The following is a 16,977-nucleotide window of genomic DNA, read 5'->3' on the forward strand; positions in this document are numbered from 1 at the left end:
CGCCTCCCCCTCGTTGAGGGAGGCGGGTCGGCCGTTCCGCTTTCTCCTCACAGGCAGTGCTCATTCGGAGGTTGGCGGGTATGGGTCGGTTGTTCGGCACGGACGGCGTACGCGGGCGGGCAAACGCGGATCTCACCCCGGAGTTGGCGTTGGCGCTGGCGGTGGCCGCCGCGCACACACTCGCCGAGACGGACCGCAGCCATCCGCCGCTCGCCGTCGTCGGCCGGGACACCCGCGCCAGCGGCGAGATGCTGGAGGCCGCCGTGGTCGCCGGGCTGACCAGCGCCGGCGCCAACGTGGTGCGGGTCGGCGTGCTGCCCACCCCCGCCGTGGCGTTCCTCACCGCCGAGGCCAAGGCAGACCTGGGTGTGATGCTCTCCGCGTCACACAACCCGATGCCGGACAACGGCATCAAGCTCTTCGCCGCCGGTGGGCACAAGTTGCCCGACGAGATCGAGATGCGGATCGAGGCGGCCGTCGAGACGAACGCCACCACCGCCTGGGACCGGCCGACCGGCGCCGGCGTCGGCCGGGTGCACGACCTGCTCGATGGTGCCGACCACTACGTCCAGCACCTGGTGGGCACGGTTCCGCACCGGCTCGACGGGATCAAGGTCGTTGTCGACTGCGCCAACGGCGCCGCCGCCGAGGTCGCCCCCGTCGCCTACCGGGAGGCCGGCGCGGAAGTCATCGCCATCCACGCGGAGCCCGACGGGCTGAACATCAACGACGAGTGTGGCTCCAACCACATCGAGGCGCTGCGCGCCGCCGTGGTCGAGCACGGCGCCCACCTGGGCATCGCCCACGACGGCGACGCCGACCGCTGCCTGGCGGTCACCGCCGACGGCGACGAGGTGGACGGCGACCAGGTCATGGCGATCCTCGCGCTGGCCATGCGGGACGCCGGCACGCTCACCCAGGACACCCTGGTCGCCACCGTGATGAGCAACCTCGGGCTGCGCCTCGCGATGTCCGCGCAGGGCATCCGCCTGATCGAGACCAAGGTCGGCGACCGGTACGTGCTGGAGGAGTTGCGTGCCTCCGGGCTGGCGCTCGGCGGTGAGCAGAGCGGCCACATCGTCATGCCCGCGCACGCCACCACCGGCGACGGGGTGCTCACCGGCCTGCACCTGATGGCTCGGATGGCGGCCACCGGCCAGTCCCTCGCCGAGTTGGCCTCGGTGGTCACCAAGCTGCCCCAGGTGCTGATCAACGTGCCGGTCGGCGACCGGACCATCGGCGCCGCCGCGCCAGCCGTGCGCGCCGAGGTCGAGCGGGCCGAGGCGGAGCTGGGGGAGACCGGTCGGGTGCTGCTGCGCCCTTCGGGCACCGAGCCGCTGGTCCGGGTGATGGTCGAGGCGGCCACCGAGGCGACCGCCCGTGCGGTCGCCGAGCGGATCGCCGAACTGGTCCGTACCGCGAGCCCGGTCGCCTGAGACCACCCGCGGACGGCTTCACAACCGCAGTTGGGTCGCCCGCCCGTACGTGTCGGCGGGGTCCTCGCCGTCGGTGAGGTCGAGGTCCTCGGTGACGCGTCCGTCGGTCAGCCGGACCAGTCGGTCACAGCGGGCCGCGATGGCCTGTTCGTGGGTGGCCAGCAGGATGGTCATGCCGTGCTGGTCACGGAGGTCGAGCAGCAGGTCGAGGATCTGCCCGCCGGTGGTGGAGTCGAGGTTGCCGGTGGGCTCGTCGGCCAGCAGCAGGCCCGGTGCCCCCATCAGGGCCCGGGCAATGGCGACCCGTTGCTGCTGGCCACCGGAGAGCTGCGCGGGCAGGGCGCGCTCCCGCCCGGCCAGGCCGACCGCGTCGAGCAGTTCGCGGGCTCGTGCCGCGTGATCGGTGCGGCCCCGGCGGGGGAGGACCGGCGCGATCACGTTGTCCAGAACGGTGAGCGCGGGCAGCAGGTGGTAGCGCTGGAACACGAACCCGACCCGTTGCCGGTAGCGGGCCAGCGCGGCCCGACGCAGATCGGTGACGACCACACCGTCGATGGTGACGGTGCCCTCGTCGGGCTGCTCGATCGCACCGATGAGATGCAGCAGCGTCGACTTTCCCGACCCGCTCGGCCCGGTCAGCGCCACCACCGAGCCGGCCGCGATGGTCAGGGACACGTCGTCGACGGCCGTCAGTTGGTCCGCGCCGGCGCCGAATCGTCGGGTCAGGTGGTCGACCGAGATCGCGCTACCGATCTGCTCGCTCATGAACTGCTACTCCTCTGCCAGAAGTCGGGCGGGTCGTAGGCGCGGCAACAGGGCGGTGGGCACCAGCGCGGCGAGGGCGCTCACCAGCGCGCCCGCCAGCGCGACCAGCGCGGCCACCAGGAGCAGCACGCCGGGAAGGGTGCCGATCAGCCAACCCGCGCTGGCCAGGCCAACCGCCGCACCGGTCGTCGACCCGACGAGCCCCAGCGCCAGCCCCTCGTAGCCGACGAGCCGACCGAGTTCGGCGTCCGTCCAGCCGATCGCCCGCAGGGTGGCCAACTCGGCGGCCCGGTCGCGGATGTTCAGGTAGAGCACGTCCGCCACCGCGGCGGCACCGAGCAGCACGGTGGCCGCGGCGGCCACGGTGTCCGCGCCGCGCACGCTCAGTGAGACCACGTCGCCGAGCAGACTGCCGACGATCGCGCCCCGGAACGCCCACGCGGCGGCCGTGACCAGCGTCAGCGCGGCCACCCCGATCGCCAGCGCTCCGGCGCCGAGGAACGTGCGCCCGGGGGTGCGGGCCAGATTCATCAGCGCCAACCCGAAGAGGGTGCGTGGCCGGCGTACCCAGCTGGCGGGAGCGACGATCGGGCGGAGGGCGGCGGCCGGGTGGGTGCGCGCGGCCCGCAGCGCCGGCACCAGGCCCGCGGCCACCGCGAGCAGCAGGGCGACGGGTACGGCCAGGGCCGAGCGCCGCCAGTCGACGTCGATGCCGAGCGCGATTCCCAGCGGAATCGCGAGGCCCAGCGAGAGCAGACCGGCGACGAGCCCGAGCAGGGCGACCTCGCCCAGGATCAGCGCCGCGATGCGGCGGACCGGCCAGCCGAGACAGGAGAGCACCGCCAGTTCGGAGCGCCGGTCGCGGACGGCGGCGCTGACCGCGTTGCCGAGGAAGAGGACGCAGACCACCAGGACCAGCACAAAGAGCACCATGCTCTTGCGGTCCACCGCCTGGGTGATGACCGAGGCCACGCCGAGTGCCGACCAGTTCTCGGTCAGCCGCAGCATCGGCCGGCCGAACGAGCCGGCGGGCAGCTCCACGGTCTGCGGTGCGCCCGACGAGCCGAGGGTGATGTCGACGTCCAGCCCGGTGCGTGCCGCGATCTGCTCGGCGACCACTCGGACCCGCTCGGCCGACCGCTCGCTGTAGCCGCCCACGTCGGCCACCCGTACCCGGATCGCGCTGATCGGGGCCTTGGCCTGCGGCCCGCCGCCACCCGTCAGGAGTTTCGGCACGCTGCCGAGGTTGGTGAGGAGCAGCGGCGGCGCCGAGAGGTAGCCGGCCGGATTGCCGCTGGGCGTCAGCGGCTGACCGCCGAGCGCTGCCCGGCTGCGGTCGTCGGCACCCAGTGCCGTCGGCGCCTGGTAGGTCTCCAGCGGTGGTTGGCTGACGTCACTGAACCCGCTCAGCCGGCTCGGGTCGAAGACACCGACAGCCCGCCAGAAACGATTGGGGGTGTTCGCGCCGACGGGCAGCGGCAGCGCCCGGATCGATCGGGAACCGGTGTCGTCGGCGAGCCAGGGTCGGGGCAGCGGGTTGAACGCCTCCATCTTGCCGTACACCTCGGGGTTGCCGGGCGGTTGTGGGCGGGCCTGCAGGCTGCCGTCCGGTAGTCGGTCGTACTGCACCTCGGCCGACTGCACGATTGTCTGGAGTTGGCCGTGGCAGCACCCGGCCAGGGACAGCTCTTCAGTGAGCATCGTCTGGTGTTCGTCGGTGAGGTCGTACCGAGCGGACCCGGCCGGCGTCCCGCCGGGGCGGCTCAACGTCTCTTCCAGGTCGATCGCCTCGACGCCGGCGGGGCTGATCGTGAGCCGGGTGAACCTGGCGGCCAGCGATTCGTCGATGAAGGGTCGGTTGGTGACGAGGACGGGGACCTCGTAGTTGTCCGCCGTGCCGCGGCGGTTGACGGCCACCGTGTCGTCCGTGCGGACGGCTCGACCGGTGACCACCGCGTCGTCGAGGCCGACCAGTTGTTCTTCGGCCGCCGGGTCCACCGCCGCCAGGAGGAACGGCACGGTCAGGTCGTACGCCATCACCAACCTGTCGCTGGGTGTGGCGGAGCCGTCCCGGTCGGTCGCGAGGATGTACGAGTCGGCTTGGAACCGGCCGTCGGGCAGCAGTTGCACGGCGTGCAGGGACCAGTCCTCGCGCTCCGAATAGGTGCCCGGGTTGCCCAGCAGCGCGTAGCCCGGATCGCAGATGGGAAGGCTGCGCCCGTCCGGCTGCACCTCACGGGGGGTCGGCCCGCAGGTGTCCGACCAGGAGTAGGACCGCCCATCGGAGTACGGCACCGAGTCAAAGCCGGTGCTCCAGTCGATCCGGGGGTAGATCAACGGCTTCGTGGTCACGTACACGTACCGGGGTTTGCCTGGTGCGCTGGAGAGACCGCGTTCGGCGTGGAAGGTCGGGTCGAGCCGGATGACCTGCTGATCGAGGGAGCGGTCGACGGCGTCGGTCAGGTCGATCGGCGTTGGTAGCAGAGTGGTGGAATAGCCGAGCATCGCGATCGGGGCCGCCACCTCGATGCCGGGGACCTGCTTCACCTGCTCGTACTGCTCGGTGGTGATGCCGCCGAAGAGCCCGGAGAGATAGTTGGGGCGGACCAGCCCGCGTTCGGCCTCCAGCGGCGTGCGGGTCCCTTCCGGACGCACCAGGATCTCGTAGGCCACCTGGGTGTTGCGCTCGACGGTGCCGATGACGTCCAGGTGAGAGGTGGTGGTGGCGCCAGTCAGGACCACGAAGCCGGTGGTGGCCACCAGCACGCCGGCCACCAACGCCACCGACCGCCCCGCACGACCGCGCAGCTGTCTCCAGATGAAGCCAAGCATCGCGCCTCCCCGTGTGCTGTCTCCCACTCTGCGCGATACATTGTGACAATGCAAGACCCGTACCGGAGGTGACATGGCGATCCAGCACGCTGTCCTCGCACTGCTCACTGGTGGCCCCAGCCACGGCTACCAGCTCAAGGGCGCGTTCGAGGCCGCCGTCGGCCCCCAGTGGGGTCCGCTGAACATCGGCCACCTGTACCAGATCCTCGACCGGCTCTCCCGGGACGAGTTGGTCGTCGCCGAACGGCAACCGCAGCCGATCAAGCCGGATCGGGTGGTCTACGAGATCACCCCGGCCGGCCGCGCGGAGTTGGCCCGGTGGCTGGCCGAGCCGAGCCCCCGCAGCGGCGGCTTCCGCGACGACTTCTTCCTCAAGGTCACCGCCGCCGCCCGGTCAGGCTCTGCGGCGACGGTTCGCGCAGTGCTGAGCAACCAGCGGGGGCACCTGCTGCGCGAACTGCGCAACCTGGACGGCCTACGGCGTGCCGCCGGGGACCCGGTGGTCGGGTTACTGCTCACCGCGGCCAGCCGGCACGTGACCGCGGACCTGTCGTTCGTGGACGACGCCGAGTCGGCGCTGCTCGGTGACGAAGGCCAACTGCTCGCCCGACTCGCGGCGGCGGTGGCGGATCAGTCGGCTACCGACCCGGGGTCGACCGACTCTGGGCGGGTCAGCGGCTCGGGGCCAGAGCGCGCAGCCGGGTGACCGCCTCGGCCAGCACCTCTGGGCGCTTGCAGAAGGCGAACCGGACCAACCGCCGGCCGGCGTCGGTGTCGTCGTAGAAGACCTGGGTGGGCACCGCCACCACACCGCAGCGCTGCGGCAACGACCGGCAGAACTCCGCCCCGTCCCGGCCGCCCATGGCGGTGATGTCGGCGGTGACGAAGTACGTCCCCTCCGGGCCGAGCACCTCGAACCCGGCGTCGGTGAGACCGCCGACGAGCTGGTCACGCCGCTGCTGGAGGCTGTCCCGGAAGCCGGTGTAGTAGTCGTCGGGCAGGGCCAGCGCCACTGCCACCGCCGGTTGCAGCGGCGCGGCGTTGACGTAGGTGAGGAACTGCTTCACCCGCAGCACCGCCGAGACCAGCGCCGCCGGGCCGCTCGCCCAGCCGACCTTCCACCCCGTGCAGGAGAACGTCTTGCCCGCCGACGAGATGCGCAGTGTCCGCTCCCGCATGCCGGGCAGGCTGGTCAGCGGCACGTGTGGGCTCGCCGCGTCGCTGAAGACCAGGTGCTCGTACACCTCGTCGGTGACCGCGTACGCGTCGAACTCCTGGCACAACTCGGCGACCTGCGCCAACTCGGCCGGGGTGAAGACCTTGCCGGTCGGATTGTGCGGCGAGTTCAGCAGCACCAGCCGGGTGCGCGGGCCGAACGCCGCGCGCAGCGCCGCCGGGTCGAAGGCGTACCGGCCGTCGGCCGTGGGGCGCAGCGTCACCGGACGGCGGACCGCGCCGGCCAGTGCGATCGAGGCCGCGTACGAGTCGTAGTACGGCTCGAAGCAGACCACCTCGTCGCCCGGTTCGCAGAGGGCGAGGATGCTCGCCGCGACCGCCTCGGTCGCGCCTGCCGTGATCACGATCTCGTCGTCCGGGTCGTACGCCAGGTCATAGAACCGTCGCTGGTGGGCCGCGACTGCCGCGCGCAGGGCGGGGATCCCCGGGCCGGGCGGGTACTGGTTCTGCCCGCCGCGCAGCGCCTCGGCGGCGGCGGCGAGCATCTCCGGCGGGCCGTCGGTGTCGGGGAAGCCCTGCCCGAGGTTGACCGCGCCGGTGCGTACGGCGAGGGCGGACATCTCGGCGAAGATCGTCGTGCCGAACGGCCGCATCCGGGCCACCAGCGGGTCGACATCGGTGCTCGTCGTCACCTGCGCCAGCCTACGGCCACCCGCGGCTGAACCCCAGACCCGTCGCCCGCGCCCGGCCTCATTCGGGCGCGCAGGAGATGCGGTAGTACCCCTGCACCTTGATGACCACCGGCTTGCCGGTGCCGCTGATCGTGACGGTGCAGCCGATCGGCGGGGCGTTGTTGATGTCGGGCCCGGTGGCGTCGACCATCACCCGACTCTGGCCGTTGGTCCGAATGGTGGTGCGCCACGGCAGCGTCGCGCCGTCGACATGCATGAGATCGCTCTCGGCGTCGTAGTACGCGATGTCCGCCGTACCCGAGCCAGTGACCTCGTAGACCACTGTCACCGGGGCCGGTCCCGAGGTCGGTCGGGTGATCGGCTGCTTGCTCGGGGTCGGGGGCGCAGGGCTGGGTCGCTCCGGAATGGGCGCGCTTCTGGTGGGTGGGGTCCAACCGTCGTCGGGAACGACCCACGGTTCCTCGGCGACCGGGTCCGAGCCGGGCTCGTCAAGCAGGAAACCAGCCGCGCAGAGGCAGCCGCAGACGAGCACGACCAGCACCACGAAGGCCGCGACGACGATCCCCACGATCCGGCCGGCGCTCGTGTTTCCGCCGCCGGACTGCGGGTGGCCGGGGTAGGCGTACGGCGGCGGATAGCCGTGGGGCGGCCACCCGGCCTGCGGCGGCCATCCAGCTTGCGGCGGCTCCCCGGGAGGCGGAGGCCAGCCGGCATGGGGTGGCCAGCCGGGATGGGGTGGCCAGCCGGCATGGGGTGGCCAGCCGGCGTGCGGAGGCGAAGCGGCGTGCGTCGGGTCCGAGGTGTGGGTCGAGTCCGAGGCGCCGGGCGTGGGCGGCGTCCACGGGGACGCTGGTGGTCCGGGCGTCCACTGGGTGGTGGGCGGTTGCGGCGTCCACGGCGCGGGCGTCCAGGGGGCGGGGGGCGCCCACGGCTGACCCGGGGCGAGCGGGTCGGGTGCCGGTAGTGGAGCCGAGGACGGGGGCGCCGTCGGATCCGGTGGGGGTGCGGAGGAGGTCGGGTCCGGTGCGGATGAGGGGGACGGATCGGGCGGGGGCGCGTCGGACATGGCTGCTCCGGGCGGGAGTGGGTATGGGACGAGCGGGCCATGGTCGGGAGCGCCAAACCCGCCGAGAGACTTTCGTACCCGAAAGCCTGTCGCAACCCCGTCATGCCCAGTGGACCCGAGGTGGGCCGCGAAGCTCGTCCCTGTTGCGACCCTCCAACCACCGATCGCTCAGATTCCGTGATTGATAACCCGACTTTCGAGCACCCATCATGAGTGAAACTGGGTTAGGCTGCGGGCCATGTGTGGAATCGTGGGATACGCGGGCGCGCGCCCCGCACTCGGCATCGTCCTCGACGGGCTGCGGCGGCTGGAATACCGTGGCTACGACTCGGCGGGCGTCGCGATCGTCTGCGACGACCAGCTGCTGACCGAGAAGAAGGCCGGCAAGCTGGCCAACCTGGAGAAGGTGCTGTCCGAGCGGGCCGCCGACGACCCGACCTCCTGCGCGGCCAGCCCGATCGGCATCGGCGACGGCACCACCGGCATCGGGCACACCCGGTGGGCCACCCACGGCGGCCCGACCGACCGCAACGCCCACCCACACGTCGCCGCCGACGGGCGGGTCGCGGTGATCCACAACGGCATCATCGAGAACTTCGCGAAGCTCCGCGCCGAGCTGGAGGCCGACGGCGTCCAGTTCTCCAGCGACACCGACACCGAGTGCGCCGCGCACCTGCTCGCCGCCGCGTTGGCCGACCTGCGCGCCGCCGGCCAACCGGACAGCCCGCAGCTGCTCGCCGCCGGCATGCGCGTGGTCTGCCAGCGTCTGGAGGGCGCGTTCACCCTGCTCGCCGTGGACGCCGCCGTGCCCGGTGCGGTAGTCGGCGCCCGGCGCAACTCGCCGCTGGTGGTCGGTCGTGGCGACGGGGAAAACTACCTGGCCAGCGATGTGGCCGCGTTCATCGAGCACACCCGGGAAGCGGTCGAGCTGGGCCAGGACCAGATCGTGCTGATCACCGGGGACAGCATCGAGATCACCGACTTCGAGGGCCAGCCCGCCGCCGGCAAGGACTTCCACATCGACTGGGACTCCTCGGCAGCGGAGAAGGGCGGCTACGACTGGTTCATGCTCAAGGAGATCGAGGAGCAGCCGCAGGCCATCGCCGACACACTGCTCGGCCGGCTCACCGAGACCGGTGAGATCGCCCTCGACGAGGTCCGCCTCAGCGACCAGGATCTGCGCGACGTCGACAAGATCTTCATCGTGGCCTGCGGCACGGCGTACCACGCCGGCCTGGTCGCCAAGTACGCCATCGAGCACTGGACCCGGATCCCGTGCGAGGTGGAGCTGGCCAGCGAGTTCCGCTACCGCGACCCGGTGCTCGACCGGTCCACGCTGATCGTGGTCATCTCGCAGTCCGGCGAAACGATGGACACCCTGATGGCGCTGCGTCACGCCAAGGAGCAGAAGGCCCGGGTGCTCGCGATCTGCAACACCAACGGCTCGACCATCCCCCGCGAGTCCGACGCGGTGCTCTACACCCACGGCGGGCCGGAGATCGCCGTCGCCTCCACCAAGGCGTTCCTCACCCAGGTCGTCGCCTGCTACCTGATCGGCCTGCACCTGGCCCAGGTGCGCGGGATCAAGTTCGCCGACGAGGTGGGCGCGGTGGTCTCGCAGTTGCAGGACATTCCCGGCAAGCTGCGTGAGCTGCTCGACCGGATCGAGCCCGTCCGCGAGCTGGCCCGGGAGCTGAAGTCCGAGCCGACCGTGCTGTTCATCGGCCGGCACGTCGGCTACCCGGTGGCCCTGGAGGGCGCGCTGAAGCTCAAGGAGTTGGCGTACATGCACGCCGAGGGCTTCGCCGCCGGTGAGCTGAAGCACGGCCCGATCGCCCTGATCGACAAGGGCACCCCGGTGATCTGCGTGGTGCCCTCGCCCGTCGGCCGGGGCATGCTGCACGACAAGGTCGTCTCCAACATCCAGGAGGTCCGGGCTCGTGGCGCACGGACCATCGTCATCGCCGAGGAGGGCGACGAGGCCGTCGTCCGCTACGCCGACCACCTGATCTACGTGCCGCGTACGCCCACCCTGCTGGCCCCGCTCGTCACCACGGTGCCGTTGCAGGTGCTCGCCGCAGAGATCGCCGACGCCCGGGGACACGACGTGGACCAGCCCCGCAACCTGGCCAAGTCGGTCACCGTCGAGTAACCACAGCCCACGTCCGGAACCCCGGTCGCCGCACCCCGCGGCGGCCGGGGTTCCGTCGTCACAGCGGGCGGCCCAGGACGACACGGGCCATCCCGTCCAACGCCGGGTTTCCCGGTTCCCAGTAGCCGGTGTGCCCGCCGCGACCACTCGGGAACGCCCGCCCACCGAAACCGGGGTCGGCCGGGTCGTGACCGAACCACAGCTCGTGCCCGGTCTGGTCGGGCCAGCCCAACACGGCGGCCAGCGGAGCCGTCCGCAGCAGGCCCCGTCGGCCCAGCTCCTCCGGTGACCGGGCAGCCCGGATCACGTCGTCGGTGGCGGTGCTCGCCCAGACCTCCCCGGCCGGCACGCCCAACTCGGCGGCGTGCGACGCGCCGACACCGGGCGAGCCGACGAAGACCAGCGCGTCCGCGTCGAGCCCGTGCTCCCGGGCGGCCACACCCACCACCAGCGACCCGTAGCTGTGCCCGAGCACGGTCTGCCGGGCCGGTGGCCCGTCGTGGCTGGCGCGCAACCCCTCCTGGAAGCTGTGCAACGCCGGGCCGGCGTCCCGGGCCTGACCCGATGAGGCGGCCTCGGTCAGCAGATCCGGAGCGTCGTAGTCCAACCAGAGCACCGCCGCGCTGCGTTCAGCCGGGGCGAGCGCGGCGCACCGGTCCAGCACCCGGGCCGCTCTGCCCAGCTCGCCGGGTGCGTCGTCCAGGCCTGCGGTCATCCCCGGCACGTAGGTCAACACCCGGTCGGCGTGGTCCGGGTCGCCGAGCGCCACCACCACCCGGCCCTCACCGGCCGGATCCAAACCGAGCAGGTACGCCCGCGGTGCCCCGCCCGCCGTCAGCCGCTCGACCAGCGCGTCCAGGCCGGCCAACCGTCCGGCCACCCCGCTCAGCCGGATCGCCGCGAGTGGCCCCGGCGGCAACCGGGACAGCAGCCGTCGCCGCTCGGCCAGCAACTCCGCTCGCCGGACGTCGAGCAGTAACCGGTTGGCCTGGTCGCGGGCGGCCACCGGCACCCCGTCCAACCGGCCAACCAGGGCCGGCTCGTGCCCGATCAGCCATCGTCGCTGTGCCGGGGCCAACCCGGACCACCAGGCGCTGACCAGCGCGGGCGCGGCACCGGGAGCCGGTCGGCCCGGCGGCGGCGGGGACGCCCAGCCGGTGCCGGCGGCCCGGGCCAGCTCAGCCAACCGGTCGGCGGCGACCCCGTCGGCCGTGGCCGCCCCGTCGAGCGCGGCCCGCAGGGCCGCGGCCACTCCAGCCGCTGCCACCCCGGCCCGCTCGGTGGGCCGAACCCGGGCGGGATCGACCTGCACCCCACCCGAGCGGTCCACCAGCAGGCCGGCCGCGTCGGCCCGGGCGACCGCCTCGGTGAGCCGTGCCTTCGCGACCGTCAGCCGACCGGCCAGCTCGGCCAGCACCTGGTCGACCTCGATCAGCGCGGGTGCGATCGAGGCCAGCTCGTCACGGAGACCGCTGAGGCGAGTGTCCGCCGCCGTGGCTGCCGCACCCGACCAACCGCCCCGCAACCGCCCGGCGGACGCGCGCAGCCCGCCGACCCGCCGGTCGAGCGGCCCGGTCAACCCCGCCCACGCCGCCCCGGCGGCCCGCCACCCGTCCGGATCGACAGCCCACAGCTGTCGGTAGCCGACGCTGCTCACCGGGGCAGGGTGGCAAACCGGTCGGCGGCCCGGTCGTCAACCGTCTCGTACGCCTCGGCCGCCGCGCGGACCCCGCCCGAGGCCGCCTCGACCCGGGCGCCCAGCCGGCAGAACCAGGCGTGCCCGGCCGCCTCCAGCCCGGCCAGGGCGGTGGCAGCTCGCCACTCGGGCGCCGCCACCACCAGCCCGGGCGCCCCCGCCAGGCCCAACGCCAACAGGTGCGCCTCGTCGTCGAGCAGGACGGCGACCGCCCGCAACTCCTCCGGCCGGACGGCGAACGGCTCGTCGGTCATGACCACACCCCCGTGGACGATCGGCATCGACGCGCTGACGTTAGGCGCGCACCGGAGGTCGCGCGCTGCCCTGTGGACAGCCGAGGTTGAGGCGTACCCCAGGGTGTCCACAGGCGTTGCCCAGCGCGAGCCCGACGGCTAATCTGCGGCCTCGACCGCCGGTAGGGTGATGTGGTGATCGTCGCTGTCGGCATCGACGTCGTCCTGGTCGACCGGTTCGCCCGGGTCCTGGCACGGACGCCGCTGCTCGCCGACCGGCTCTTCACCGAGGCCGAGCGGCACACCCGCTCCGGCAACCCGCGCTCGCCCGAGTCGCTCGCCGCCCGGTTCGCCGCCAAGGAGGCCGTAGCCAAGGCGCTCGGCGCTCCGGCCGGGCTGAGCTGGCACGACTGCGAGATCGTGCCCGACCCGGATGGTCGCCCCTGGCTGGCCGTCTCCGGCACGGTCGCGGCGGTGGCCGACGCGCGGGGGATCAACCACTGGCATCTCTCGTTGTCGCACGATGGCGGGATCGCGTCGGCGATGGTGGTCGCGGAACGATGACGTCGGCCGGGAGGGCCGATCAGGCCCGCCCGCGAACGGATTGGGACACGGTGGCATGAGAGCGGTGTGGCGGGTGGCCGACGTACGGGCGGCCGAGGCGGGGTTGATGGGCACGCTGCCGGAGGGGACGCTGATGCAGCGGGCCGCTGCTGGCCTGGCCCGCCGTGCCGCGCTCGTGCTCGCCGAGCGGGGCGGGGTCTACGGGGGCCGGGTGCTGCTGCTGGTCGGCTCCGGTGACAACGGCGGCGACGCGCTGTACGCGGGGGAGCGGTTGGCCCGCCGGGGTGTCCAGGTGTCCGCCCTGCTGCTCACCCCCGGGCGGGCGCACGCCGCCGGCCTGGCCGCGCTGCGAGCCGCTGGCGGTCGGCTGGTGCCGGGTCCGGCCGGCCCGGTCGACCTGGTCCTCGACGGCATCGTCGGCATCGGTGGCACCGGCGGGCTACGGGCGAACGCGGACGGGATGGTCCAGCGCCTCGACGAACTGCGCGGACGCGACGGGGAGCGGGCCACCGTGCTGGCGGTCGACGTGCCCAGCGGGGTCGCCGTGGACACCGGCCACGTGCCGCTGTCCGCGTCCGGCCGGCCCACCGCGGTCCGCGCCGATGTGACGGTGGCCTTCGGCGCTCTGAAGCCTGCCCTGGTTGTCGGGCCGGCCGCCGCCCTGGCCGGGCACGTCGAGCTGGTCGACATCGGGCTGCGGCCGTGGCTGCGCGGCACCCCGGCGCTGCGGGTCACCGAGTGGTCCGACCTGGTCGAGTGGTGGCCCGAGCTGGGCCCCGCGTCGGAGAAGTACACCCGCGGCGTGGTGGGGGTGGCGACCGGCTCGGCGACCTACCCCGGCGCGGCGGTGCTCTCCGTGGGCGGCGCGCTGGCCGGGCCGACCGGCCTGGTCCGCTACGCCGGCAGCGCCCGCGCCGAGGTGCTGCACCAGCACCCCTCGGTGATCGCCAGTGAGCGGGTCGCCGACGCGGGCCGGGTGCAGGCCTGGGTCTGCGGCTCCGGGCTGGGCACCGGTGCCGACGCGGCGGCCGAGCTGCGTGCCGTACTGGCCGCCCCGGTGCCCGTGGTGCTCGACGCCGACGCCCTGACCCTGCTGGTGGACGGCTCGCTCGCCGACCGGCTGCGGGGTCGGGACGCGCCCATCGTGGTCACCCCGCACGACCGGGAATTCACCCGTCTCTGCGGGGAGGAACCGGGTGCCGACCGGGTCGGCGCCGCACTGCGGCTGGCCGCCTGGATGAACGCGGTGGTGCTGCTCAAGGGTGACCGCACGGTGATCGGCACGCCGGACGGTCGGGCGTACGTCAACCCGACCGGCACCCCGGCGTTGGCCACCGGCGGCACCGGCGACGTGTTGGCCGGGCTGCTCGGCTCACTGCTTGCGGCCGGGGTGCCCGCCGATCGGGCCGCCGCCTCGGCCGCGTACCTGCATGGGCTCGCCGGGCGGGAGGCGGCCCGGGGTGGGCCGGTGACCGCGCCCGACGTGGCTACCGCGTTGCGTCCGGTGCTGGCCCGTGTGGGCTGAACGGGTCGGTTCCGGGCGCGCTGACCGGATCGCCGCGTCGGGACGTGCGTCGCCGCCCCCGGTGATCACGGTGGAAAGTAGGCTGGGCACATGTGGCAGGCCGAGGTACGCGTCGATCTTGACGCCATCCGCGAGAACGTGAGCAGGCTCCGCTCCGGCACCACCGCGGAGTTGATGGCGGTGGTGAAGGCCGACGGGTACGGCCACGGCATGCTCCCGGCCGCCCGCGCAGCCCTCGACGCCGGCGCTGACTGGCTCGGCGTCTGCACCCTCGACGAGGCGCTCACCCTGCGCCGGGGCGGGGTGACCGTGCCGGTGCTGGCCTGGCTGCTCGCGCCCGGGCTGCCGCTGCACGAGGGGGTCGGCGCCGGGGTGGATCTGGGCGCGGCCAGCCTGGCGCAACTGGACGAGATGGTCGAGGCGAGTCGCCTCGCCGGGCGTCCCGCCCGTCTGCACCTCAAGATCGATACGGGGTTGTCCCGGGGCGGCGCGACAGTCGCCGACTGGCCCGCGCTGCTCGACGCCGCCGCGAAGGCGCAGGCCGACGGCCTGGTCGAGGTGGTCGGCGTGTGGAGCCACTTCGTGTACGCGGACTCGCCCGGTCACCCCACCACCGACCGTCAACTGGCCGTCTTCCACGAAGGGCTGGCCATGGTCGAGCGGGCCGGGCTGCGCCCGCGCTGGCGGCACCTCGCCAACTCGGCCGCCACCCTCACCCGCCCGGATACCCATTTCGACCTGGTCCGCCCGGGCCTGGCCATCTACGGGCTCTCCCCGGTGGCCGGCGAGACGTACGGGTTGCGGCCGGCGATGAGCGCCCGCGCCCGGGTGATGCTCACCAAGCGGGTGCCCGCCGGCACCGGCATCTCCTACGGGCACGCCTACACGACGGAAGCCGACGCGAACCTGGCCGTGGTGCCGCTCGGCTACGCCGACGGGGTCCCCCGGCACGCGTCCAACACCGGCCCGGTGCAGCTCGGCGGCGTACGCCGGACGATCTCGGGGCGGGTCTGCATGGACCAGTTCGTGCTCGACTGCGGCGACGACCCGGTGGCCGACGGCGACGTGGCGACGCTCTTCGGCAGCGGCGCCGACGGCGAGCCGACCGCTGACGACTGGGCCGACGCGGTCGGCACGATCAACTACGAGATCGTCACCCGGTTCGGCGGCACACGGGTGCCCCGGGTCTACGACGGCGACCGGTCATGAGTTATCGCATTCCGCGTCCGCGGACGGCCGCGGGCCGGGTCGCGGGGATCGTCGGCGCGGCGGTGGGGGTGGCCGCGGCGGGTCTGGCGGCTGGGGTGGCGACCGAGCGCACCCTGGTCCGCCGGCTCAAGGCCGACCCGGCCGACCGCTACGCGCACGAGACGTTCGACGATCAGCGGTACGACGAGGCGTTCCGCCTGGAGTTGCCGGACGGCACGGACATCCACGTCGAAGTCGTCGAGCCGACCCGGCCGGTGCCGGGGCACCCGACAGTGGTGCTGGTGCACGGCTTCTGCCTGGACATGGGGACGTTCCACTTCCAGCGCCAGATGCTCGCCGCCCGTGGTGACTACCGGATCGTGGCGTACGACCAGCCCGGTCACGGCCGGTCCGGCCGGCTGGAGACCGGGGAGTACGACCTCACGGTGCTCGGCCGGACGCTGCGCCAGGTGATCGACCGGACCGCACCGGACGGGCCGCTGGTGCTGGTCGGCCACTCGATGGGCGGCATGACCATCATGGCGTTCGCCGAGCTGTTCGGAGAGCTGTTCGGCGACCGGGTGGTGGGCACCGTGCTGATGGCCACGTCGGGCGGGCTCATCGCGGAGACCAAGCTGGTCGCGCCCGCCCTGCTCGGCCGGGTCGGTGGCCCGGTGCTCTACATGGTCAGCAACGCCACCCGGTACGGCGGGCCGGTGATCGACAAGGCCCGCAAGTCGACGTCGAACGTGGCCTGGCTGTTGACCCGCAAGTACGGCTTCGGCACCCGCAAGCCCAGCCCGTCGCTGGTGTCCTACGTGGAGGCGATGAACTCCCGGACGTCGGCCGACACGGTGACCCGCTACCTGCGCACCCTGGCGACCCATTCGCGCTTTCCGGCACTGGCGGCGCTGGCGGCGACTCCGGTGCTGGTGGTGGTCGGCGACAAGGACATGATCACCCCGGTCACCCATTCCGAGGAGATCGTCCGCCGGTTGCCGCACGCCGAGTTCGTGAAGATCAAGGACAGCGGTCACGTGGTGATGTTGGAACACGCGGACGAGGTCAACGCCGCCCTGGCGCGGTTCCTGGAGTCATTGCAGAGCGGGGAGGAACGGTGAGTCACGTCGTCAAGCTGCCGGCCGTCGAGGACACTCGGGAATTCGGCCGGCGGCTGGCCGGGCTGCTGCGCGCCGGCGACCTGGTGTTGCTGACCGGCCCGTTGGGTGCCGGCAAGACCGCGCTCACCCAGGGCATCGGCGTCGGGCTCGGTGTCCTCGGGGACATCACCTCGCCGACCTTCGTGATCGCCCGGGTGCACCGACCCGATCCGGCCCGGGGCGGTCGGGTGGCACTGGTGCACGCCGACGCGTACCGGTTGGGTGACGCCACCGATCCGCGCGCCGAGATCGACGACCTGGACCTCGACGCGTCGGTGGACGACTCGGTGACAGTGGTGGAGTGGGGCGAGGGCCTGGTGGAGCAGTTGGTGGACGCGCATCTGCGGGTTCGTATCGACCGCCGCGACGACGACACCCGCATCGTCGAGCTGGACCCGATCGGCGGCGATTGGGCCCGGCGGCTCGCCGACCTGGGCTAGTCGGCGGGTCGCCGATCAGGGCTAGGTCGGCGGCTGTCGTACCCGATGCCTA

General features: G+C 73.1%; 14 protein-coding genes. 8 read left to right on the forward strand and 6 right to left on the reverse strand.

Annotated elements, in window-relative coordinates:
* Nucleotides 1–80: 80 nt before the first annotated feature.
* On the forward strand, nucleotides 81–1,436 hold the full coding sequence (gene glmM / locus V6U86_RS04890; RefSeq protein WP_334498852.1) for a phosphoglucosamine mutase: 1,356 nt from the start codon (nucleotides 81–83) through the stop codon (nucleotides 1,434–1,436).
* Nucleotides 1,437–1,454: 18 nt separating this feature from the next.
* On the opposite strand, the gene V6U86_RS04895 is transcribed toward glmM, so the two are convergent.
* Together V6U86_RS04895 and V6U86_RS04900 are read right to left on the reverse strand one after the other, a co-directional pair.
* A complete protein-coding gene (locus V6U86_RS04895; protein WP_334498854.1) occupies nucleotides 1,455–2,201 on the reverse strand; it encodes an ABC transporter ATP-binding protein in 747 nt (248 codons plus the stop codon).
* A 6-nt stretch (nucleotides 2,202–2,207) separates the two neighbouring features.
* Nucleotides 2,208–5,033, reverse strand: a complete 2,826-nt coding sequence (locus tag V6U86_RS04900; protein WP_334498856.1) for an ABC transporter permease — start codon at nucleotides 5,031–5,033, stop codon at nucleotides 2,208–2,210.
* Between the two features lie 73 nt (nucleotides 5,034–5,106).
* Here V6U86_RS04900 and V6U86_RS04905 point away from each other — a divergent pair, with 73 nt between their 5' ends.
* Nucleotides 5,107–5,739 (forward strand): PadR family transcriptional regulator, encoded by a 633-nt coding sequence (locus V6U86_RS04905; protein WP_334498859.1) that lies wholly within the window; start codon nucleotides 5,107–5,109, stop codon nucleotides 5,737–5,739.
* On the opposite strand, the gene V6U86_RS04910 is transcribed toward V6U86_RS04905, so the two are convergent.
* Entirely contained in the window at nucleotides 5,705–6,862 is a 1,158-nt protein-coding gene (locus V6U86_RS04910; protein ID WP_334498935.1) for a pyridoxal phosphate-dependent aminotransferase, read from the reverse strand. The two genes, V6U86_RS04905 and V6U86_RS04910, sit on opposite strands and share 35 nt — an antisense overlap.
* Before the next feature lie 97 nt (nucleotides 6,863–6,959).
* Complete coding sequence (locus V6U86_RS04915; protein ID WP_334498861.1) at nucleotides 6,960–7,469, reverse strand: MmpS family transport accessory protein; 510 nt, start codon at nucleotides 7,467–7,469, stop codon at nucleotides 6,960–6,962.
* 736 nt (nucleotides 7,470–8,205) lie between these two features.
* Here V6U86_RS04915 and glmS point away from each other — a divergent pair.
* Nucleotides 8,206–10,119, forward strand: a complete 1,914-nt coding sequence (glmS, locus tag V6U86_RS04920; RefSeq protein WP_334498863.1) for a glutamine--fructose-6-phosphate transaminase (isomerizing) — start codon at nucleotides 8,206–8,208, stop codon at nucleotides 10,117–10,119.
* Between the two features lie 58 nt (nucleotides 10,120–10,177).
* Here the strand turns inward: glmS and V6U86_RS04925 are convergent, their stop codons facing one another.
* Together V6U86_RS04925 and V6U86_RS04930 are read right to left on the reverse strand one after the other, a co-directional pair.
* Nucleotides 10,178–11,776 carry an alpha/beta hydrolase gene (locus V6U86_RS04925; protein WP_334498865.1) on the reverse strand — a complete coding sequence of 533 codons (1,599 nt, stop codon included), beginning with the start codon at nucleotides 11,774–11,776 and terminating at the stop codon, nucleotides 10,178–10,180.
* Complete coding sequence (locus V6U86_RS04930; protein WP_334498868.1) at nucleotides 11,773–12,069, reverse strand: hypothetical protein; 297 nt, start codon at nucleotides 12,067–12,069, stop codon at nucleotides 11,773–11,775. The genes V6U86_RS04925 and V6U86_RS04930 overlap by 4 nt, the downstream gene beginning before the upstream one ends.
* A gap of 174 nt (nucleotides 12,070–12,243) precedes the next feature.
* Here V6U86_RS04930 and V6U86_RS04935 point away from each other — a divergent pair, with 174 nt between their 5' ends.
* The 5 genes from V6U86_RS04935 (at nucleotide 12,244) to tsaE (ending at nucleotide 16,925) form a co-directional block, all read left to right on the forward strand.
* Entirely contained in the window at nucleotides 12,244–12,612 is a 369-nt protein-coding gene (locus V6U86_RS04935; protein ID WP_334498870.1) for a holo-ACP synthase, read from the forward strand.
* Nucleotides 12,613–12,667: 55 nt separating this feature from the next.
* Nucleotides 12,668–14,137: an NAD(P)H-hydrate dehydratase gene (locus tag V6U86_RS04940; protein WP_334498873.1), complete on the forward strand. Its 1,470-nt coding sequence runs from the start codon at nucleotides 12,668–12,670 to the stop codon at nucleotides 14,135–14,137.
* 90 nt (nucleotides 14,138–14,227) lie between these two features.
* Nucleotides 14,228–15,346, forward strand: a complete 1,119-nt coding sequence (alr, locus tag V6U86_RS04945; RefSeq protein WP_334498875.1) for an alanine racemase — start codon at nucleotides 14,228–14,230, stop codon at nucleotides 15,344–15,346.
* Nucleotides 15,343–16,446: an alpha/beta fold hydrolase gene (locus V6U86_RS04950; RefSeq protein WP_334498877.1), complete on the forward strand. Its 1,104-nt coding sequence runs from the start codon at nucleotides 15,343–15,345 to the stop codon at nucleotides 16,444–16,446. Before alr ends, V6U86_RS04950 begins: the two co-directional genes overlap by 4 nt.
* The gene (gene tsaE / locus V6U86_RS04955; protein WP_334498879.1) at nucleotides 16,443–16,925 is read left to right on the forward strand and encodes a tRNA (adenosine(37)-N6)-threonylcarbamoyltransferase complex ATPase subunit type 1 TsaE; all 483 of its coding nucleotides are present in this window, start codon (nucleotides 16,443–16,445) and stop codon (nucleotides 16,923–16,925) included. Before V6U86_RS04950 ends, tsaE begins: the two co-directional genes overlap by 4 nt.
* Nucleotides 16,926–16,977: the final 52 nt, after the last annotated feature.

The organism is Micromonospora sp. CPCC 205558, assembly GCF_036902955.1.
Taxonomy (GTDB): domain Bacteria; phylum Actinomycetota; class Actinomycetes; order Mycobacteriales; family Micromonosporaceae; genus Micromonospora.